Raw genomic sequence first — 22618 nt, forward strand, 5'->3', positions numbered from 1 at the left:
TTAGCCTTCCTTATTCTCTAAACTAGCACCCTCAGGTAGCTTTACATAAAACTTTTTAAAGTCACTTCTTTGGCCTTCAATTCCTCTAAATCTTTTAACTTTTCCATCCATTCTTAATGAATTTATTTTTAAAGGAACGATACCAAAATATTCTCTTAACACTTGCTTTAGACCATTTTTTGTCATTTTAGGGCTAGCTTGAATAACTACCACGCCACTTTCTTGAAGGCCTAAAGTTTTTTCTGTATAAACTATATTTTTTATATCTGTGATATCAGCCATCTTAGCCCTCTTTCGTAATTGATGCTAAAGCATCTTTTTCAATAATAACTGAGTTAAATATACTTAATAAATAAGCATTTACTTCAGTAATATCAACAACATAACAATTTGCAAGATTTCTAAATGCTAATAATGTTTTTTCATCTAATAATGATTTAACTATTAAAGCATCTTTAACACCTATTTTATTAATCATAGCTCTTGCATCTTTTGTTTTACCACTTTCAATAACTATATTATCTACTGCAAATATTGCGTTTGCATTTGCTTTATCAGCTAAAGCTCTTTCAAATGCTAATCTCTTTTGCTTTTTATTTACTTTTTGAAAATAGTTTCTATTATTTGTTGGACCAAATGCAACTGCACCACCTACCCATACGTTAGTTCTAGTTGAACCTGCACGAGCACCACCACGACCTTTTTGTCTCCATGGTTTTTTACCACCACCGCTAACATCACTTCTACCTTTAGTATGAGCTGTATTTGCTCTCATGCTAGCTTGATATGATTTTACATATAAATAAAGGTTATGAGGATTTACTTCAGCGTATCTTGCTGGTAAATCAAGCTCGCTAGCTTTTTCAAATTTATCGTTTAATACGCATACTTTCATTTTACAATCCTTACTTTACCCATTGCACCATTATAACCTGCAACGCTACCTTTTAATACTAAAACACCATTTTCAGCGTCAAATGAAACAACTTCATTTTTAACAGTAACTAATTCATTACCAAAATGACCCGCCATTTTGCGTCCTTTTTGAACACGACCTGGCCACTCGCGGTTACCTATAGAACCTGAGCGTCTGTGAAAACGGCTACCATGACTTGCTGGACCACCTGCAAATCCGTGTCTTTTAATAACACCTGCAAAACCTCTACCTTTTGAATTAAAGCTTACTTTTAAAACTTTTGCTTCAGCTAAAGGTGTAGTGTCAATGTCACCTGCTTCTTTATTTGCTACTTCTAAACTAGCAAATTTGTTAAACTCTGCACTTAGGCTGTATTTTTTTTGCTGACCTGCTATGCACTTGTTTTGATGTTTACCTTGTGCGTAAGCAACGATAGCTTTACCATCTTTAAGTTCGCAAACTTTTGTTTTTACTAACTTAAGTAATGTTACAGGAGTGCTAGATGTGTTAATTGTTCTACTCATTCCGATTTTTTCAACAATATATTCCATACTCTATCCTTACTTGCCCATTGCACGAACTTCAACATTAACTTCTGGTGCCAAATCAAGCTTTGTTAAGCTATCAACGGTGTCAGTAGTAGCAGCCAAAATATCAATCATACGAGCGTGAATTCTCATTTCAAATTGTTCTCTTGAATCTTTATTGATGTGCGGAGATCTTAAAACGGTATAACGCTTTATTTTTGTAGGCATTGGCACTGGACCTCTAATTTCAGCACCAGTTCTCTTAACGGCTTCAACAATTGCCGCAACTGTACGATCTAGAACCCTATGGTCATAAGCTTTTAACTTTAACCTAATTCTTTCCATAATTTTTCCTTTTAAAAGAACTCGTTGGCATTTAAGCCAACCCATTAAAGAACATGTGATAAGTATCACAAAAACTAAAATAGGTTTGCAAGTGTATTTAATATAAGTTTATTTGTCAAGAAAAAATAAATTTTTTCATATTTTTTGTCTTTTTTAAAAAGATAAAAAATAAAAATTATGAACTATAAAATACTAAATTTATTTTAAAATATACTAATTATAAATTTTTACTCATTCTGATAAGATATATACAAAAATATATCTAAAAAAGCAAAAATTAGAAAATTATTAATAATGCTTAGTATGAAACAAAATCACTAACAAAATTAATAATAAATAAAATAGTATTTTGTATAAAACCTATTTGCTGATATAAGCAAAAAGTATTAAATCTCAAAAAATTAATAAAAATTTTAATACTTGTTAAAACTATATATAATTTATTGAATAATAATTTTTTCCGAATTTTATTTTAAATTCGGAAAAAATTAAATCATAAATTTTTACAATACTTTATTATCTTGTAATAGTTTTTTAAATTCTTCTTTTAAAAATGGTTCTATTTCTTTATATGTTAAACGAACTTTTATATATCCACTAGCGTATGAAAATAATTCATAAGGACTATATGAAAATACTATTCCTAAATTATCAAAATAAAAATTATTTAATTCTAAAGGACTAAAAAATTTATTATCTTTTTCTGGATGTTTAGTTGTATTTTGAAAATCTCTTATTTTTTTAGATATTTTTTCTTTTAACTTATCTGTATCTTTAAAAGCTTCGTTTGATGAAATAATTTTACCTGTTTTATCTAAAATTGCATATTTTTTAAAATGTAAAGGATGGGCACCTTTATTGTCTTCTACTAAACTAAAACTTATACTCGTTACATCATTCTTAGCAAATATTACATCTTCTAATATTTCTAAAGTTCCAAAATGAGTTAAGCTTTGAGCAAAAAATTCATTTAAATTAAGTTCTTCTTTATTATTTCCAGATAAATATCTAATCTTAAAATTACCATCACTTGTGCCGATACTAATACTATCATATTTAACCCCAATTGATTTTGAAGCCTCATAATCTATATTATTTGTTATCGTATCGTTACATGCAAAACATACATTATCTTGCATTATATTCATACCGCTAACAAACTCAACTTTATCTTTATGGTCGTTAATTGTAAAATATGCGGTTTTATCTTTATCTATCATTAAAAACCCAGCAGAATTTAAACTAAGTGCCAAAATACTTGAAATTAATACTTTTTTCATTTTATACTCCTTAAATAAAAATAGTATTTTATCCTAAGTTAATAACACTTAAAAATTTTAATTAATTTTGTTTCACGTGGAACATATTTTATAATAATCTAAATTTGTTCTAACCCGTTTTCACAATAACTTTTATCATTTAATAAAGTATTTAAATAAATTTTATGGTTCTGTTCTAAATTTCTTTCATTTTCTTTATGATATATATGATATGCTATTGCTTGATGTTTTAGTCTTTTTAATTTATAGCCCTTATTTAAGAACCTTATTACAAATTCACTATCTTCTCTTCCCCAGCCTTCAAAATCATTATTAAATCCATTAATTGAAATAACATCTTCTTTGTAAAAACCCATATTGCAACCACGAATACCTTTTATGTATATTTTTTTATCATTCGGTGTTTTTTGTGCTATTGATTTTAATTTTTTACAAATACTTTTATCAATTTTTGAGAAGTACTTAATTATTTTTGATAGAACATTAATTTTGTTTGCTTTAAATGTTCTTATATTTAATTCTATATTATCTTCTCTAATATCTTTTGAAATATTTTCCTTTAAACAAATTCTACTACCTTGTAAAAATACCCCTTTTTCAGCATTATTTTTATAATTTTTTATAAAATCATTATCTACAAGCATATCTGAATCAATAATAACTAAAAAATCTCCACTTGCTATTTTTATAGCATTATTACGAGATCTTGCTAATCTAAATCCTAAATCTTCTTGATACGCATGTTTTAATATAACAGGATATTTACTAAACTTTTCAATTATATCCCAGTTATCTCCACCATCATCGGCTATAATTATTTCATCTGGTAATGTAGTCATTTTAAAGACATATTCAAGGCATCTTGTTAGTGCCACTTTATCGTTGTAAGTTGTGATTATTAAAGAACAAGTTGGAATTTTTGCATCTTTTAATTTTGCATATTTAAAAAAAGAACCTAAAGCATTGCATAAACTTATTATAAATCCATTAAAACCATCTTTTATTCCTAATTTTAAAAAATAGAATTTAAAAAATGTAAAAAATCCGTGGCTTATAGCTTTAAAAGTACTAGTTTTTTTATTTTTATTATTTTGTGCATAAATTTCTGTATATCTTTGTAATTTTGTTATTAAATCATAAATTGAATTGAAAGCAAAATGGTGAAGATGGATATTGGTTTTTATTAATTGTGAATTATTTTTAATGATAATATTTTCATGAACATTAGCGTCATCATAATTAGTATGAGTTTTATTAAAAATCCTAACTATATAATCAGGATAAAACCCACAAGTTTTTATCCATTCATTTTTATAATAATTTTTTCTATTTATTGCATAGATTTTTGTAATATCGCTAAAATCAAGATTTTTTAAAAGCTCTAAACTATTAAAATCTATTACTTCATCAGCATCAACACAAAAGACCCAGTCATTACTAGCTAAATTTACAGCAAATTGTTTTAATTTGCCAAATCCTATAAAAGGTGAGCTAAAAACTTTTACATTTTTAAATTCTTTTGCAATACTAACGCTGTTATCAGTGCTTTCATTATCTACTAACACAATTTCATCAAATTCTGCTAAAGCATTTAAACAACGCTTTAAATTTTTTTCTTCATTTTTAGCGATAATGCAAACACTTATTTTCATTGACAACCTTCGCATTCAATGCTTCTATCAACAGGTTTATTATCTAGATGTTCGCTTGCTGGACTTTCACTTCTTAGATAATAACAAGATTTAAGTCCTAGTGAGTGAGCTAATGTATAAATACTATTTAAATACCCACCACTTGCTTTGTCAAGACTAACAAATATATTTAAGCTTTGTCCTTGGTCTATCCATTTTTGGCGAATTGCAGCAGCACGAACTAAATCTCTTTGGTCAAGCTCATAAGCTGTAACATAATATTGCCAGGTATCAAGACTTAGATTTGGTACGACATTAGGTATCATTCCACTTAAGTTTTGTTCAAACCATTTTCTTTTATACACAGGTTCAATTGTTTGAGTAGTTCCAACTAGAATTGATATGCTAGAAGTTGGAGCTATTGCCATTAAATAGCCATTTCTCATACCTTGTTTGCTAACTTTCTTTCTTAAATCATTCCAATCACAATTTGATTGATTAAATAAATTATCTCCTAGTGTTAGCATTTTTGCATTATCGTTAGCAACATCAATAGGGAAAATTCCCTTACTCCAATTACTTCCTTCATATTCAGGATATACACCTTTTTCAACTGCTAAATCACTACTTGCACTTATAGCTTCATAAGATATATTTTCCATAATTTTATCAATTAATTCAAAGTGGTCGTTAGTTCCAAACATTATTCCCTTTTCTGCTAGCATTTGTGCTTCACCCATAACACCTAAACCTATTGCACGAGATTTAAGGTTAGTGTTTTTTACTTTTGCGTGTGGATAAAAATTAAGTTCAATTACATTATCAAGCATTCTAATTGCTATTGGAACTACTCTTTTAATATCTTCTATACTATTAATTTTACTTAAATTTATACTAGCTAGATTACAAACTGCGGTTCTTCCTTCATCATATTCTTTTTCTACTATATAAACTTTTTTACCATTTAAAGTATCAAGGCTACTTAATTTTTTTGCAGTTTTTACTTGTGAATTATCAAGAGTTAAAATATCATTTTCTTCATAAATCTTTATACTACCATCTTCAAAAGTAGCTTTTATTTTATAATGATTTGGGTCTGTATTTTGAAAAATTTCTGTGCATAAATTAGAACTTCTAATAAGACCTGAATGAGAATTTGGATTAGCTTTATTAGCATTATCTTTAAAACATAAAAACGGCATTCCACTTTCAAAATAATTTGTTAAAATCTTTTTCCAAAGCTCTTTTGCATCCATTACTTCTTTTACTATATTTTCATCTTTTTCAAGTCTTTCATATTCTAATTCAAATTCTTTTCCGTATAAATCACAAAGTTGTGGAGTATCAAATGGGTCAAATAAAGTCCATTTTCCATTTTCAGCAATTCTTTTCATAAATAAATCATTTATCCATAAAGCAGGGAATAATTCGTGAGCTCTTCTTCTTTCTTCTCCGCTATTTTTTCTAAGGTCAATAAAATCACAAACATCCATATGCCAAGGCTCAATATAAACAGATATCGCACCTTTTCTTGTGCCTAATTGATCAACCGCTACGGCAATGTCATTTGTGATTTTTAAAAATGGAATAATTCCACCAGCTGCATTTTTATGTCCGTCTATACTACCACCCATAGCACGAACCTTACTCCAATCCCAGCCTATTCCACCACCAAATTTAGATAATAAAGCCATTTCTTTATAAGAATCAAAAATACCTTCTATATTATCAGGGGTTGAGCCGATATAACACGAACTTAATTGGTGTCTTGTTGTTCTTGCGTTACTTAAAGTTGGAGTTGCACACATAACTTCAAATTTGCTTATTAAATCATAAAATTTCTTAGCCCATTCTTGCCTATTTAATTCGTTTTGAGCTAAAAACATAGCTATTGCCATAAACATATGTTGTGGTAATTCAATAGGATTACCTTTGCTATCTTTAATTAAATATCTATCATAAAGGGTTTTAATACCTAAGTAAGTAAATTGTAAATCTCTTTCAGGTTTGATATAAGAATTTAAATCATCTAAGTCATATTTTTCTTTAAGACCTAAAAATAATCTTCCTGCTTTTTCTCCACGCTCAAAATATTCTCTTAAATGCACATATTCTTTTTGTGGATTAACTTTGTGATATAAATCATATAAAAATAATCTCGCAGCTACAAAAGTCCAATTAGGTCTATCTATATCTATTTTATCAACTGCTGTTTTTATTAAAGTATTTTGTATTTCTTCAGAAGTTATCATATCTCTAAATTGTATTTTAGCATCAACTTCTAGCTCACTTTGGCTTACATTATCAAGCCCTTCAGTTGCTAAAGTTGTATATTTTTTAATCTTAGATATGTCTAATTCTTCTACTCTACCTGTTCTTTTTACTACCTTCATGATTGATTATTTTTCCTTTGTGAATTTTAAAAAAGAATGTATTATAATAAGTAGATATATAATAAAGGTTAAAAAGAGTGGGATATTTATATAAAAAATTTTTTACTACAGAAAATAAAAAAGCTTATCAATTAGTTATGCAAAATTTAAACTACGATTTAAAAAAAGCACAAAGATTTTGTGATAAAAATCGTGTTATTATTTTTAAAAATAATGTTAGTAAAAAGCTAGAAAATACTTTAAATATAGAAGAAATAAATTTAACTGATATTGAAATATGTAAAAAGAATTCTATTATTTGTGGAGAATATTATTTACTAATTTATGAATGCGTTAGTAATAATTTACAACCAATTTTTGAAAATGAATATTTTGCAATTTTTAATAAACCAAGCGGAGTTTTATCACATCCTAATGGAAGAAATTGTGAGTATTCTTTAAATGATGAAATTTGGCAAAAATATGGAGAAAATGCAAGTGTAGCTCATAGACTTGACGCTGCTACAAGTGGTCTTATAATGGTAGCTAAAACAAAAACTGCCAATAAAGAATTAAAAGAACTTTTTGCAAAACAAAAAATATACAAAGAATATTTAGCATTAGTATGTGGTAATATTAAAAATGATTTTTGTGTTAGTGCAAGACTTAAAAATGATGATGATTTAAAAAATAAAATGCAAGTTTGTATAGATGGCAAGATTTCACAATCTGAATTTATAGTTATCAAAAATTATCCTAAATATACACTTTTAAAAGCAATTCCACTAACAGGAAGACAACATCAATTAAGAGTGCATTTGCATTATGTAGGAAATAAAATCGCAGGGGATAATTTGTATGGACTTACTAACAAACAAGCAAGAGATATTTTAGATAAGAAAATATCAAATATAAAAGAACTTTGTGGTGCAAGTAGGCTTTGTCTTCATTCTGCAAGATTAAAATTTACTTATAAAAATCAAGATTATGATTTTTATAATGATGATATAGAAAATGAATTTTTAGGAGCAATTAAATGAATGGATTAGATATATTTCAATATTTATTTATGGGTGTTGTTTGCATTGGTGGAATTATTGGAATGATTTTTATCATAATCAATGAAAAGAAAAAATAATGTTTCACGTGAAACTTTTTATCATTAGATTATTTTAATGTTTCACGTGGAACATTAAACTTATAATAAAATTAAAATTATTTACATACAAAATAAATTCATTAAACAAAAATTTTATTCTAAAACTTTGTTATAAATATAAATATAAAATATTTTATAAATTTTATTGAAGGAGAAAATATGAAAAAGATATTAATTTCTTTATTTTGTATAGGTGCATTAAATGCTAGTTCAATCAGTGAAATTGAAAAATTAAAACAAGAAAATGAAATTCTAAAACAAAGAATTGATGCTTTAGAAAATAAATTCTATGACCCGTTTGATGATTTTTTTAAAAGTTTTGATGCAATCAATAAACAACATATAAAAGCTTTAAATGAAATCAAAAAATCAATGGAAGATGATTTTAAAAACTACAAATCAAATTCTAATTACTCAAGTTATTTTCAAATCAACAATATCATATCTTATATGAAACAAACTTCACAAAATATAGATAATAAAACCAATTCAAAAATAGAAATAAAAACATATAACGAAAATACAAAAAAGGAATATTTATTAAAAGATATTATAAAAGATTTTGATACTTTTAAGGTGTATTTTAATTCAAAAAATCTTGATAAAAATATAGAATTAGACAAATTCTATATTAGCAGTAATGGTTTTGTATTCTTATCAAAGGATTTTAAAAATCAAATTATTATTAATTTTGAAGATATGAAAATTTATTTAAAAGATGAATTTTTAAAAGAACTTTCTTTATAAATTCACAAACCCTATTTTATAAATAGGGTTAAACTTTAAAAATATATTAAAATATAAATTTAATTACCGATATATTAGTATAATCAGTAACTAAATATAAAGGTAAATTATGAAGCAATCACTTCTATTAGAATTAATATATCCACTTCCTGCGGCAACACTTGGTTTTGAACTTTTAGTATTTTTAGGTTCAATATATTTTAAAAAACTAAATATCACTTTTATAACATTGTTATTTTTAGCTAGTAGGATATTATTTATTTTTATGGATTTTCAACAAGCCCACGCATATATTTCACTATTTTCACCGATTGTATTTGCAATATTATTAACGCTTAAAAAAGATTATCTTTCTACAAAAAGATTAATTCCTGCTTATTTGGTAGTATTGTTTTATATCTTAATTGGTATATTTATTAAAGATTACCAATTCATATCGTATTTACATAATTTAAACTTTATAAATCTTACTTATGTTTATTCAGATTTTTCTTTTTGCTTATTTTTAGTTTTAATGATTTATGTTGTAATTCTTAGAAAAATTAAAAATTTTGAATGTTTCTTGCAAGGTGCATATATTGCAGCCTATTTTCAATTTATATTCTACAATAGCCTTCAATTTTATAATTTAAGTTATTTTGAATTAGGCTCTTTTATATTCTTAGCTGCTATTGGTTATCAAGGATATAAATTAGCGTTTTATGATTCACTAACTAATGTTTATAACAGAAGAGCTTATGACACTACTGAAGTAAAAAATAAAGATGTAATTGCTGTAGTTGATATAGATTTTTTTAAAAAGATTAATGATACTTACGGGCATGATGTAGGAGATATTATTTTAAGAAGTCTTGCAAGTATTTTGAAACAATATTCAAAAGCTTATCGTTATGGTGGAGAAGAATTTGTTTTAATTTTTAAAGAATATGATTTTTATAAATGTGTTAGCTTACTTGAAAACCTTAGAAACGAAGTGCAAAATCATACTTTTAAGGCTAAAAATCACGAAATCAAACTAACTATTAGTATAGGTGTTAGTTTGGTTACAAACTCTAAATTTGGAGCGTTTGAAACTGCTGATAATAGACTTTATAAAGCTAAACAAACAGGAAGAAATAAAACTATATTTGAATAACCAAAGTTATATTAAATTCTTTGATAAATTTATTATTTATACTAAGTTTGTGAGTATATTTATTTTTATAAAATTACTTAAAAGATAATAATATTTGAAAACCTTATTTTAAATCCTATAAATTAGAATTTAAAATAAGAAAATTCAATGTTTAAAACTCAAATCTAATACTTGCATTAATATTATAATCAATATTTAAATTCCCACTAAAAGTCTTTTCAGCTTCTATATTTAATCCTAATTTTTTACTAATATTTTTATTAAGTCCTATACTTGCAAAACCTCTTTTATCTTTCTTCGCTCCACTAAAAGCAAAAGAGCTAATCCCATCACTAACTAAAAAATCAGGATTATTAGTTAAATCAAATATTCCACCAATTCCAGCTCTTAATGTTGTATTATTAATATCTACTCCAGTATAAACTGCTGCTTTTGATACCATTAAAACTTTTGAAGAAGATGTAATATTGACATTTGATACTTGAGATAAATTGCCAAATTGAATTACTTTTTCACCTTTAATATCAGTCTTTGGGATATAATTTGCAATCAATTCTAAACTAGGCTCTAAATAAAATTCATCACCAAATCTATAACCTAATTCAGCACTTGCTATTATACCTGTTCCTTTACTTGTAGAATTGCCTAAAAATGTATCGTTTTTAAACTCGCTTTTATAATGATTTGTTTTAAGAGTAGCATCTAAGAAAAATCCATTATTATAAACATTACTAACATACACTCCAAAACCATAATTATTAATTTTTGAATTAGTAGTATTATCAGTAGTTGTTTTACCGATATTTAGCATAATTCCTGCATAAGTATCAAAATCATTATTATTTATAATTTTGTCAGCACCTAATTGTATTTCATTGGCTTTTATAGAAGTATTTTTGATACTACCTTTATTTATATATCCACGAATCCAAATTCCTGCATTGTTATTAGCAAAACTTCTTAATTCTCCTAAACGCTTATTAAGATTATTATATTCAAACACTTGAGAAAAATAAAATTGCGAAGTCATTAATTTAGCTGATTCTAAAGCTTTTTCATTTTTACCTGTTACCATTAATTTTATAGCTTCTTTTTGTTCTTCTAATGCTATTTCAAATTTTTCTTCATCAGTCTTAGGCTCACTTGGTTTAATAGGATTTGCAGGTTTTAAATCTATCCAAGGAATGCTTGGTTTGATTTCAGGTTTTGCTTCTTCGTTAGGATTAGGTTTAATATTTTCATTAGGATTTATAGGAGTTTCTGGTGTAACTTCTGGCTTAATATCAGGTTTTATTTCTGGCTCACTTGGTTTAGTATCTTCAATATTTGGTGGGGTTGTTGGCTTAATAGGATTTGCAGGTTTTAAATCTATCCAAGGAATGCTTTTATTATCAAAATCTTTTATCATTGTGCCTTTATTTTCTAGACTTTTATCTGTATTTTGATTAATTAACTCTTTTGCTTCGTTACTTGCTAATAAATTATCATTAAAATCTACTAAATCTTTTATTTTATCACTATTAGTCACTATTTCATTTATTTTATTTATATCTAATTTAGAATTATTTTTATAAGTTAAATCATTAAAACTTTGCTTATTATCCTTAGCTAAAACATATACTTGATAATCTCCTAGCTTTTCACTCTTTAAATAAGAATTCGCTAAAGCATATTCGCTAATTCCTGAATAGAATTTAAGATTTGTAGCAAAATCATTATTAGCACCCTTTAAAATAGCTAAAGGTAAATTAGCACTTAAATTATTTGCTACTAAATTCCCTTTAGTATCTTTGCTAACTACTCCAATAATTCCAAAATTATTATTAGCCCCACTTGTGCTAATTTTAGAAATTATTGCTCCATTATAAGTAGTATTTGTGCCACCTAAGAAGAATGTAGAATTATTTGCAATTAGTTCATTTGTGCTGAATGCTCCTAAACTTGTAGAATTATTTAAGTTTATTTTATTTGCTGATATTTTATTTCCTGTTAAATTTTTAAAACTACCTACTAAAGAACTCCTAGTTAAATCAATATTAATAGAATTATTACTTCTAATATCAAAATTAAGAGCTGAATTTGTGGCTTTAATTAAGCCACCATTTAATTCTAAATATCCTTTAGTATTTATATCTTTACCTGCTTTTGTATTAGTTAAATTAAAATTTTTAGCACTATATTTAGCATCACTTATAGATGGTAATTTAAATCCTTCTAAAGTGCTTTTATTTAAAATTATTTCATCAGCACTAAAACCACCTTTAAAAATTGAATTAGTATCATCAATTTTGCTTACATATTCACTTTTTACAATTTTATTAAATACTGAATTAGAGCTTTTTATTTCTCCTGAATAATTATTTAAAGCCCCATCTAAATAAACATTATCTAAGGTTATTTTAGAATTTATAGTAGGTTTTAGAGTTTTTATAAGTCTAATATCATCAGAATTTACAATATCGCCTTTAATATAACTATTTGTAATTATAAATGTTCCAGTAGAAGTTGAACTTTTATTTAAATCAAGACCACCACCAATATAAGCTTTGTCAATATTTGCATTTTTTCCGAGATTTGTTTTAGTGCTTGAATTGATAATAGTATCAAAAGTATTATTTGTAGCATTCATAGTATTGCTTGATTTTGCAATGAAATTTGAATTATTTTTATAAATACCCTTAATAGTAAAATCCCCATCAGTATTTATATACCCTGTTATACTAGAGCCTTTATTATTTTTAGTATCATCTATTACAATAGTGCTTGATTGATTAGCCATAATAGCTGTTGATTTTATATCATTATCTCCTGCTTTTATAATTGAACCACTTATATTTAAATAGGTTTTATCAGTTCCAAAACTACGAGCATTAATAGCTTGATAACTTCTACCACGCTGATAACCTCCTTCTACTAAAGAATTATTTAAATTTAATGTCCCCTTATCTATTAAAATAGCAGAAGCAAATTGAAAATCTGTTCTATCAGCATTACCAGCATAAACACTAGAATTAATTAGAGTAACTATTCCATTATTTTTTATTTTAATAGCTTCTATATTATTACTAAATACACTATTGCCTTGAGAAATAAAAATAGAACCATTATCTGTAAAATTACCGCCAGATACTAATATTAAATAATCTTTATTATCAATTTGTGTATTTTTATAATCAAATATTAGATTTTTATTTTCTATACTATTTGTAGTTAATGTGCCATTAATTACAAAAGTTGAATAAATACTATCATCTATTTTATTGGCTTTAATACTAGATATTCCTGTTTGTTTTATGTCTATATTTTTTGTTAAGTCACCAACAATATTTGTAGCATCATATGAATATAAAATAGTTGTAAGAACTATACTTAATTTAAAAATATTTTTCATTAAAAAACCTTTATTTTTTACATAAATTTGTATTACATGAATTAATATTAAATAAAATTTAGTTATTTTAAAATATTAAATATAAATATTAGAAATATTTAGCTGAATTGTAGGGCTAGGTTTGAAATAATTTTTTTGCAAACTATAATGAATATTGACGCATTCATTTTCAAATGGGATAAAATCACAATTAAAACAAATCGCTTCAAAAGTTAAATTATTTTGAGTAAAAGTGCATTTTAAGTGCTTTTCGTTTAATAAAACTAGATTTTTAATAATTACGCCTTTACTTATAAAAAATGGCTTTTCATTACCTTGCCCAAAAGGCTCAAAATCACTTAAAATATCTAATAATTCCATATCAATTTCGCTAAATTCTAACTCGCCTAAAGTATTAGTAGTATCACAAAAATCAATATCATTATAATTAAGTTCTAAATTATTTAGCCTTGTTTTAAATTCTTTTAAATGTTCAACCTTTAAAGCAAGTCCAGCAGCTCCTTTATGTCCGCCGTAATTAGTCAAAATATCGCTAACATTTGATAAAAGCTCTAAAATATCAAGCTCTGCTACGCTTCTAGCACTTCCTTTTGCTAAGTCATCTTCAATATTAAAAACAAAACTAGGTTTATTAAATTGTTTAGCTAAACGACCTGCAACTATGCCTAAAATACCCTTATGCCAATTCTTAGAATAAGCTATGATTACTTTATCATTTTCGTTTGCAAATTCTATGCTTTCTAAAAAACTTTGCTTTTCTTGTTCTTTTCTATCTTGGTTTAATTTTTCTATTATTTCTAATAAATTCTTAGCTTCATTAATGCTTTTTGCTCTTAAAAATTTATAAGAAATACTAGCATCATCCATTCTTCCACTAGCATTTAATAATGGTGCTATTAAAAATGGAATACTCTCATAATCAAAGAATTTCTTTTTGTATTTTTCTTTTAAAACTACAAAAGCAGGACGATTTAATTTATTTAACTCTTTTAAGCCATAGCGAACTAATATATGATTTAAATCATTTAAATTCATCATATCAGCAACAATTGCAATACACAATAAATCTAAAAAACTAGCCATATTGTATTCTATATCTAATTCTTTTTTAATAGCCCCACATAACCACCAAGCTACTTGTGCCCCGCAAATCTCACAATTAATATGCTTAGAAAACTCACAATCATCTCTTTTTGGATTAATTACAGCATAAGCATTTGGTAAAGTATCTCCTGGGGTGTGATGATCGCTTATTATTAAATCTATACCTAATTCTTTACATTTATTTGCAGCTTCATAAGCTACTATTCCATTATCAACCGTGATTATTAAACTAGCGTCTAAATTACTCACTATATCTTCGCTAATTCCGTATCCATCGCTAAAACGATTTGGAATTTTAACAATTATTTCTACACCTAAATTAGCAAAAAATTCACTCATAATAGTAGAAGATACTATGCCATCTACATCATAATCTCCTACTACTGCTATTTTTTCTTTATTTTTTATTGCCTTAGCTATTCTAATTGCTGCTTTATTCATATCCTTAAAGGTATGAGGTTTTGGAATAGTGCTAAGGCTTTTATGAAAATCGTTTTTAAATCTATCTTCTAAAACCTGCTTAATTTTAGTTTTATTTAGTGCAAGCATTGTCTAATAAAGCCTAAGATGACAGGATTTGCTTTAGTTAGCCTTGAAGTAAATTCAGGATGATATTGAACGGCTACGAAGAAATCATTATTTGTATTTTCAATAGCTTCAATAAGTCCATTTGATTCCCCACTAATAATAAGTCCATTTTGCTCGTATAAATCACGATATTTTGAGTTAGCTTCATAGCGATGGCGATGTCTTTCATAAGCTACTTTAGAATTATATAACTTACTTAAAAGTGTGCCTTCTTTTATATTGCAAACATATTCGCCAAGTCTTAAAGTCCCACCTAATGGAGTTTTTATTGTTCTGATTTCTTTTGAACCTGATTGATTAATAAATTCATCAATTAAATAAACAATAGGATTTTTAGTATTCTCATCAAATTCAGTTGAATTAGCATCATCAAGTTTTATAACATTTCTAGCAAATTCAATTAAACTAAGCTGCATTCCAAGACAAATTCCTAAAAATGGAATATTATTTTCACGAGCGTATTTAATAGCCTTTATTTTACCTTCAACACCACGCTGTCCAAATCCACCAGCTACAAGTATTCCATCATTTCCAGCTAAATCATTTTCATCTTTTAATTCTTCGCTATCTATCCAATTAATCTCTACTTTTGTATCAAGATTTGCACCTGCGTGAATTAGTGCTTCTGTTAAAGATTTATAACTTTCTTTTAAATCTATATATTTTCCTACGAAAGCAATTTTAACTTTTTTGCTTGGATTAATTATTTTTTCTGTTAATGCTTCATACTCTTTTAAATTAGGAGTTTTTAGCTTTAGATTTAAATGTTTTGCAATAGGTAAAAGTATATTTTGCTCTAAAAATTTAAGTGGAATTTGATATATGCTTTTTGCATCAATACTTTCTATTACACAATCAATTTCTACACCGCAACTCTTTGCAATTTTTTCTTTTATTTCATCGCCTAGTGGAATTTCACTACGAGCTATTATCATATCAGGACTAATACCTATTCTTCTTAATTCTCCAACTGAATGTTGGGTTGGTTTAGTTTTTAATTCTCCTGCTACTTTTATAAAAGGAACAAGAGTTAAATGTGCGTAAAATACATTATTTTTTCCGTATTTAAGTCCTAAAGAACGAATTGCTTCAAGGAATGGTAAGCCTTCAATATCTCCAACCGTTCCACCAATTTCTACTACTAAAACATCTTGATTTAAAGCCGCTGCTTCCATTCTACTAGCAATTTCGCCTACAATGTGTGGAATTACTTGAATAGTTTTACCTAGATATTCTCCACGGCGTTCTTTTTCAATTACGCTTTGATATACTTTTCCTGTAGTAAAGTTATTAAGATGAGTTAAATCTTCATCTAAAAATCTTTCATAATGTCCTAAATCAAGGTCAGTTTCTGCACCATCTTTTGTAACAAAAACTTCTCCATGCTCAAGTGGGCTCATAGTTCCTGGGTCAATATTTATATAAGGGTCAGCCTTTAAAATACTTACCTTTAATCCACTTTGTTTTAATAAACTTGCAATGCTAGCTGCTGCAATTCCTTTACCAAGTGAGCTTAAAACTCCACCTGTTACAAATATAAATTTAGCCATACTTTTTCCTATCAGTTTTTTTTATTGTATATAATTTTAATAACCAATCAAATAACTTCGTTTTTTAAAAATTCTAAAACCCTAATTTGTGCGAAATCTTCAATTTCTTCTTCGCCTTCTTTAATTGATTTTTTCAATACTAATCTATCAAGTTGAACGAAATTAATTTTTCGCTTTAGTTTTGGATTTTGTTTAGTTAATTTTTTAATTCCTTTAAGTATATTATCAACTCCCATTGTATCTTGTTTAATATATTTTATATATTGATAAATGGTCGCTAAAAATATTCTTCTTTTAATTTCTTTTTTATAGATTTCTTTTGAGAGTTGTTCTATTTTTCGCTTTAAATCTTGTCTTTCATCTTTAACAACTCCTGCAATACAAGAAATTAATTTAGCTCTTAAATCAAAAGAATTATTAACTCCTATAAAAGTAATTCTTAAATTCGCTAAAAAAATATAAATTAAATCTAATTTCATTTACCCTCTATTAAGTCATTTTATCTTAAAATGCGTTTTCTCAAGTCAAGCCTTGTGCAATGTTTGTAAAAAGCAGAGCTTCAGGATGGGAACATAGCAGAGCACTTTTTATGAGTGTGTGCCGCAAGTCTCTTGGCTTGGGTTTGTAAAAAACTCTTCAAATTCTTTTAACATTTCATAAAAATTTACTTCACCAATTTTAGGATTTTCTTTAAAATCATTTAAAATCTTTGAATAACCATTTTTTAAATCCTTAGATTTAACGCCGTAATAATTAGAAATGATTGCTTCTAAAAAAGCTCCAGTTTTATCACAAGCTTTAAGCATTTTTCCATCAATTGTATTAAAACAATCTTCATTATAATCGTTAGGATTTTGAATAATTTTTACATTTTCTTTATTTATTCTATTTTTAAATTCATCTTTTTTAATCTTACCATCTTCATTATAAATTCCTAAAAGATAAGCAAATTCAGCTCTTATATTATTAGGCACAAAAGGTAAAATCTTTTCATCAATTAATTTAAGCTCATAATCACTTATTATCTCACTAAGTCCATCAATTCCGTATTTAACAGGGGTAATAATATCTCTTGTAAGACTTTCTGGTAAATCGTGAAAAATCGCACAAAAGAAGTTGCTAATAAATCTAGTATCACAAGCTTTTATTTTAAGACAATAAAAATAGCTTAAAACAGCTACTACTAACATATGTCCTAAAACACTTGTTTCAGGAATTCTAGGAGTTTGAGCCCAACGCTTTTGAAATCTTAAACGACCACTTAAATCAATTACCTTAGCTAATTTTTGATTTAATGATATTTTTTGAACTGCTAAAATTTCTAAATAATCTTCTAATTCTTCATCTAACTTAGCTTTAATTTCTTCATAATTACTAACATTTGGATATATGAATGAAAACTCATATCTAGTTGATAAATACCCTGCTGCTTTTAAAATAAATTTTTCTTTTTCGTGAGTTTTATCATTATAATAATCATTAAAAATTTTTAAAAAATCATCGTTTTTATTGATTAAACTAAATTGTTTTTGTATCCATTCATCTAATTCTTTTTGTTTTGTTTTTTTGATTTCATTTAATACATCAGGACGAATATCAGTAACTATTACACGAGAAATAAACTCAACAACAATAGCATCAAGTAAAAATCTCATATCAATGTCTTTTTCACTTTTTGCTAAAAAATAAGCAATAATAGCCTTATGAGCTTGTTTATCAAGTTCAACTAAATTACAAATTCTAGGAAAATCATTCCATCTTGAAATTGAAGCAGCCTTAAAAATATGTAAAACAAGCTCTGGGCTAATCATTATTTATCCTTTTTATCTTTTTTCTTTTCTTTTTTAATTTCCGTATCAGAGCAGCACTCAATCACCGTATGAACATTACCACGAGGATTAAAATCTCCAACTAATTTAATATATTTTGGTTTTAAACGCTTTTTAAGAGTATTATAAATCTTATTTATACTATCTTCGTGGCTTATGTTTTTGTTATAAAATGAATTAACATAAAGTTTAATTGCTTTAAGTTCAACTACCCATTTATTAGGTATATATTCTAAATATAATGTTGCAAAATCAGGATAACCACTTCTTGGGCAAAGACAAGCAAATTCAGGTAGAGTTATTTTAATAACATAATCATTTTTTTGCTTATTTTCCCAACGCTCTAATTTTTTACCTTTAATTTTTTTTATTTCTTTTTGTCCGTATTTTAATTTTTCTTTCATTTCATCTCCTTAAGATTTTTGTCCTTATAAAATAAAAAGCCTTGATAATAATCAAATTTAATATCTTTTGTTAAATCAAGTAGATTTTTATTATCAATAAATCTCATAATAGTTTTGATATTTAGGCTTTTACATAAATTAAATAAATTTTCATAAATTATAAAATATTTTTCATTTTTTACATTTTTATTAAACTCAATATCAAAAATACCAAATTCAAATTCTAATCGTTTTAAATATTCTAAAGAACTAGGCGAACCTATACGATTTAGGGCAAAATTGATATTAATTTCTCTATATTCTTTTATTATTTCTTCAAATCTTGGCATATCATAATAAACATCATTTTCAAAAAATTCAAAAATAATTTTCCCATTTGTATTAGGGTGCTTAATAAAATATTCTCCTAAATAAAATAAGAAATTTAAATTCCTTAAAAAATCAGGAGATATTTTAATAATAATCCTATTATCAAAATGATATTCTTTCGCTAAAAGTTCTAAAAGATTTTTATAATAATTAAATTCTAAATTATTTTTAATAATTATTTCTTCTAATTTTGCTTGAGATATTTTCTCTGGATAATCTGAATTAATCCTATAATTTAAATAATATATTTCTTCTTCGCCTTCTAGCCTTTGAATTTTTAAGAAAAAATCACTCTTATTTATAGAGCTTACAACACTATTAGTAATGATATTTTCAGTAGCTACATCTACATCATCTTTTAATCTATTTTGTGCTTCTAAATAAAGTTTATTAAAATTAATACTTGATTTTATAATAGAATAATAGCACTTAAAATCAACTCCATCTATTCTTTCTCTTTTAATTTCTAAAAATATTTTTTTAATTTCGTGTTGCAAGGTTTTATGCTTTGAACTACTTAAAATCATAAAATCAGCAGTAGTAATCCTACCTATTATTAGATTTTCATCCCACGCATAGAATTTATCAATTAATTTTTTCAATAATCTATCACTTTTATTAAACCCTAGCATTAATTTAATTTCGTTTATATTAGAAATTGTAAAAAACACTATAAAATCATCATTATTTAGATATTTTGTAAATTCACTTTGTAATAAAGTCCCAGTTTTTTCATCAATTACATTATGCTTTACTGATTTATAAATTACAAAAACAAAATAATAAAAATACAAAAATATAAAACATAAAATTACTAATATATCTAATGGTTTAAAAACTATTTCGTTAAATTCTTGCAAATATACAAAGGCAAAAACTAATAACAATAAAGGCATAATGAGCTTAATAGCTGCATCTTGCCTATTTTTTCTTTCAATTTTTTTACTAATTGTCATATATCTAAGTGTTTTACATCTTTAGCGTGTGCTTGAATATATTCACGGCGAGGCTCAACTTCATCTCCCATAAATAAATTAAACACTCCACTAGCCCTATCAAAATCATCAACACTAATTTGAATTAAACGGCGATTTTCAGGGTCCATTGTAGTTTCCCATAATTGTTCTGGGTTCATCTCACCAAGACCTTTATAACGCTGAATATAAGTTCCTTTTTTAGCATTTTTTTCAACTTCGTCAAGAACTTCTAAGAAATCTTTATCATTAAAAATATTTCTTTCTTCAATTTTTTTATAAATATAAGAAGCTTCTTCAAAATATGGACTATAAAATAAATCATTATTTACAACTATTTCTTCTAAACCATTTTGAGTTTGAACATAGATTTTAATCTCATCTTCACTAAGATAATGATTTAATATATTAAATCCTTTTGCTTCTAAAAATTCTTTTGATACTTTAAAAATCTCTTGCATATTAAGAGCTAAAATATCAGGATTTTCAACATAATGTCTAATTAATTCAATCACATTAAAGCGTTTTTTAAGCTCATTTAAAATACTTCTATAAGCTGCTACAACTTTTAAGAAATCTTTTAAATCATTTGTCCCAATTCCACTAAATTCTAAATTCTCAACTCCAGTTTCAATCAAATAATCATTTAAAGCTTTTTCATCTTTTAAATATATTTCTTTTCTTTGACCTTTTTTATAGCGATATAATGGTGGTTGAGCTAAATATACATGTCCATTTCTAATTAATTCTTGCATAAATCTAAAGAAAAATGTAAGAATTAGAGTTTGAATATGAGAACCATCAACATCAGCATCTGTCATAATGATAATTTTATGGTATCTTAATTTTTCTATATCAAAATCATCGCCTATTCCACAACCAAATGCCGTAATCATATTTTTAATTTCATCAGATTTTAAGATTTTATCAAGGTGTGATTTTTCAACATTTAAGATTTTTCCTTTTAAAGGTAAAATCGCTTGAAATTCCCTATTTCTTCCTTGTTTAGCAGAACCACCCGCACTATCACCCTCTACTAAATATATTTCTCTAATTTCAGGGTCTTTTGAAGAACAATCAGCTAATTTTCCAGGTAAAGTCCCTACACTTATGCTTTCTTTTTTACGAGTTAATTCTCTTGCTTTTTTTGCTGCTTCACGACCTCTTGCAGCCATTAAAGCTTTATTCATAATAGCACGAGCATCGTTTGGATTTTCTTCAAAGAATTTAGTTAAAGCATCGTTTGTAATTTTATTTACTATACCACGAACATAAGAACTACCTAATTTACCTTTAGTTTGTCCTTCAAATTGTGGTTCAGGAACTTTTACACTAACTATTGCAATAAGTCCTTCTTTAGTATCTTCGCCTGTTATTTTTATATCTTTTTCTCTAGCGGCTGCATTTGCTTCAATATAACTTGTAATTACTTTTGTAAGCCCCATTCTAAAGCCTGCTTCGTGAGTTCCACCATCTGCGGTTTTAATGTTATTTACGAATGAAAATAAAGTCTCACTATAAGTATCATTATACATTAGCGCAATATCTACAACTACATCTTCTGCTTCATCATTAAATGCAATTACATTTGTAACAGCTTCTTTTTTATTTAAATCAGTTACAAATTGAGAAATACCACCATCATAATGATAAGTTTCGCTTTTACCATTTCTTTGGTCTTTAAAATTAATAGTAATTTGTGGATTTAGATATGCTAATTCACGAAATCTCTTAGCTAAAGTATCATAATCAAATTCAACTACTTCAAATATCTCAGGGTCAGGGAAAAACTCTATGCTAGTTCCTGTGCGATTAGTTGTTTTAATTATTTCTAGCTCACTTGTTGGAATACCTTTAGAAAATTCTTGTCTATGAGTATTTCCATCTCTTTTAACGGTTGCAATTAATTTAGATGAAAGTGCATTTACAACCGATACACCAACGCCGTGTAAACCACCACTAACCTTATAAGTATCTTTATCAAATTTTCCACCAGCGTGAAGAACGGTTAAAACAACGGTTAGAGTTGAGATATTTTCAGTTGGGTGAATTCCAACAGGAATTCCACGACCATTATCAGTAACTATACAAGAACCTTCTTTGGTAATTTCAATATCAATAGTATTACAAAAGCCAGCCATAGCTTCATCAATAGAGTTATCAACTACTTCATAAACCATATGATGAAGACCATTAAAGTTAGTATCGCCAATATACATTCCAGGGCGTTTTCTAACTGCTTCTAGTCCTTTTAATACTTTAATTTTACTTTCTGCATAATTTTCTTGCATTATTTA

Annotated in this window: 17 protein-coding genes, 1 other RNA gene and 1 pseudogene; 4 read left to right on the forward strand and 15 right to left on the reverse strand. The window is 26.4% G+C overall.

The window, feature by feature from the left end; genetic code table 11:
- The 7 genes from AVBRAN9333_RS01130 to AVBRAN9333_RS01160 all read right to left on the reverse strand — a co-directional run bounded on the left by AVBRAN9333_RS01130 (nucleotide 1) and on the right by AVBRAN9333_RS01160 (nucleotide 7092).
- Entirely contained in the window at nucleotides 1–282 is a 282-nt protein-coding gene (locus tag AVBRAN9333_RS01130) for a 50S ribosomal protein L23 (protein ID WP_214116101.1), read from the reverse strand.
- A 1-nt stretch (nucleotide 283) separates the two neighbouring features.
- The gene (gene rplD, locus AVBRAN9333_RS01135; protein WP_214116103.1) at nucleotides 284–895 is read right to left on the reverse strand and encodes a 50S ribosomal protein L4; all 612 of its coding nucleotides are present in this window, start codon (nucleotides 893–895) and stop codon (nucleotides 284–286) included.
- Nucleotides 892–1467, reverse strand: a complete 576-nt coding sequence (gene rplC, locus AVBRAN9333_RS01140; RefSeq protein ID WP_214116105.1) for a 50S ribosomal protein L3 — start codon at nucleotides 1465–1467, stop codon at nucleotides 892–894. The genes rplD and rplC overlap by 4 nt, the downstream gene beginning before the upstream one ends.
- 9 nt (nucleotides 1468–1476) lie before the next feature.
- On the reverse strand, nucleotides 1477–1788 hold the full coding sequence (gene rpsJ / locus AVBRAN9333_RS01145; RefSeq protein WP_214116107.1) for a 30S ribosomal protein S10: 312 nt from the start codon (nucleotides 1786–1788) through the stop codon (nucleotides 1477–1479).
- Between the two features lie 503 nt (nucleotides 1789–2291).
- Nucleotides 2292–3068 carry an RsiV family protein gene (locus AVBRAN9333_RS01150; RefSeq protein ID WP_336609286.1) on the reverse strand — a complete coding sequence of 259 codons (777 nt, stop codon included), beginning with the start codon at nucleotides 3066–3068 and terminating at the stop codon, nucleotides 2292–2294.
- Nucleotides 3069–3166: 98 nt separating this feature from the next.
- On the reverse strand, nucleotides 3167–4726 hold the full coding sequence (locus AVBRAN9333_RS01155; RefSeq protein ID WP_336609335.1) for a glycosyltransferase family 2 protein: 1560 nt from the start codon (nucleotides 4724–4726) through the stop codon (nucleotides 3167–3169).
- Nucleotides 4717–7092 carry a ribonucleoside-diphosphate reductase subunit alpha gene (locus AVBRAN9333_RS01160; RefSeq protein ID WP_214116143.1) on the reverse strand — a complete coding sequence of 792 codons (2376 nt, stop codon included), beginning with the start codon at nucleotides 7090–7092 and terminating at the stop codon, nucleotides 4717–4719. Before AVBRAN9333_RS01160 ends, AVBRAN9333_RS01155 begins: the two co-directional genes overlap by 10 nt.
- A gap of 137 nt (nucleotides 7093–7229) precedes the next feature.
- On the opposite strand from AVBRAN9333_RS01160, the gene AVBRAN9333_RS01165 reads away from it, so the two are divergent.
- From AVBRAN9333_RS01165 to AVBRAN9333_RS01175, 3 genes are all read left to right on the forward strand, one after another.
- Entirely contained in the window at nucleotides 7230–8111 is an 882-nt protein-coding gene (locus AVBRAN9333_RS01165) for a pseudouridine synthase family protein (protein WP_442862218.1), read from the forward strand.
- Between the two features lie 278 nt (nucleotides 8112–8389).
- Nucleotides 8390–8977, forward strand: a complete 588-nt coding sequence (locus tag AVBRAN9333_RS01170) for a hypothetical protein (RefSeq protein WP_214116145.1) — start codon at nucleotides 8390–8392, stop codon at nucleotides 8975–8977.
- A 109-nt stretch (nucleotides 8978–9086) separates the two neighbouring features.
- Nucleotides 9087–10112 (forward strand): GGDEF domain-containing protein, encoded by a 1026-nt coding sequence (locus tag AVBRAN9333_RS01175; RefSeq protein WP_214120610.1) that lies wholly within the window; start codon nucleotides 9087–9089, stop codon nucleotides 10110–10112.
- A gap of 151 nt (nucleotides 10113–10263) precedes the next feature.
- On the opposite strand, the gene AVBRAN9333_RS01180 is transcribed toward AVBRAN9333_RS01175, so the two are convergent.
- From AVBRAN9333_RS01180 to AVBRAN9333_RS01195, 4 genes are all read right to left on the reverse strand, one after another.
- Nucleotides 10264–13503, reverse strand: coding sequence for an autotransporter outer membrane beta-barrel domain-containing protein (locus AVBRAN9333_RS01180; RefSeq protein ID WP_336609288.1), 3240 nt, complete (start codon nucleotides 13501–13503; stop codon nucleotides 10264–10266).
- Nucleotides 13504–13578: 75 nt separating this feature from the next.
- Entirely contained in the window at nucleotides 13579–15156 is a 1578-nt protein-coding gene (gene recJ, locus AVBRAN9333_RS01185) for a single-stranded-DNA-specific exonuclease RecJ (protein WP_336609289.1), read from the reverse strand.
- Entirely contained in the window at nucleotides 15144–16745 is a 1602-nt protein-coding gene (locus AVBRAN9333_RS01190) for a CTP synthase (RefSeq protein WP_214116158.1), read from the reverse strand. The genes recJ and AVBRAN9333_RS01190 overlap by 13 nt, the downstream gene beginning before the upstream one ends.
- Nucleotides 16746–16792: 47 nt before the next feature.
- Nucleotides 16793–17224, reverse strand: coding sequence for a hypothetical protein (locus tag AVBRAN9333_RS01195; RefSeq protein WP_214116160.1), 432 nt, complete (start codon nucleotides 17222–17224; stop codon nucleotides 16793–16795).
- A gap of 43 nt (nucleotides 17225–17267) precedes the next feature.
- On the opposite strand from AVBRAN9333_RS01195, the gene ffs reads away from it, so the two are divergent.
- An RNA gene (gene ffs, locus AVBRAN9333_RS09510) (signal recognition particle sRNA small type) lies at nucleotides 17268–17365 on the forward strand.
- Here ffs and AVBRAN9333_RS01200 read toward each other — a convergent pair.
- From AVBRAN9333_RS01200 to gyrB, 4 genes and pseudogenes are all read right to left on the reverse strand, one after another.
- A pseudogene (locus tag AVBRAN9333_RS01200) lies at nucleotides 17366–18556 on the reverse strand (HD domain-containing protein); the annotation flags it as partial.
- Nucleotides 18556–18978, reverse strand: a complete 423-nt coding sequence (queF, locus tag AVBRAN9333_RS01205; RefSeq protein WP_214119961.1) for a preQ(1) synthase — start codon at nucleotides 18976–18978, stop codon at nucleotides 18556–18558. The pseudogene AVBRAN9333_RS01200 and the gene queF, both read right to left, overlap by 1 nt.
- A complete protein-coding gene (locus AVBRAN9333_RS01210) occupies nucleotides 18975–20303 on the reverse strand; it encodes an EAL domain-containing protein (RefSeq protein WP_239803231.1) in 1329 nt (442 codons plus the stop codon). Before AVBRAN9333_RS01210 ends, queF begins: the two co-directional genes overlap by 4 nt.
- Nucleotides 20300–22612: a DNA topoisomerase (ATP-hydrolyzing) subunit B gene (gene gyrB / locus AVBRAN9333_RS01215; protein WP_214116169.1), complete on the reverse strand. Its 2313-nt coding sequence runs from the start codon at nucleotides 22610–22612 to the stop codon at nucleotides 20300–20302. The genes AVBRAN9333_RS01210 and gyrB overlap by 4 nt, the downstream gene beginning before the upstream one ends.
- Nucleotides 22613–22618 lie beyond the last annotated feature (6 nt).

Origin of the sequence: Campylobacter sp. RM9333, assembly GCF_020137705.1 — a bacterium.
Lineage (GTDB): Bacteria > Campylobacterota > Campylobacteria > Campylobacterales > Campylobacteraceae > Campylobacter_E.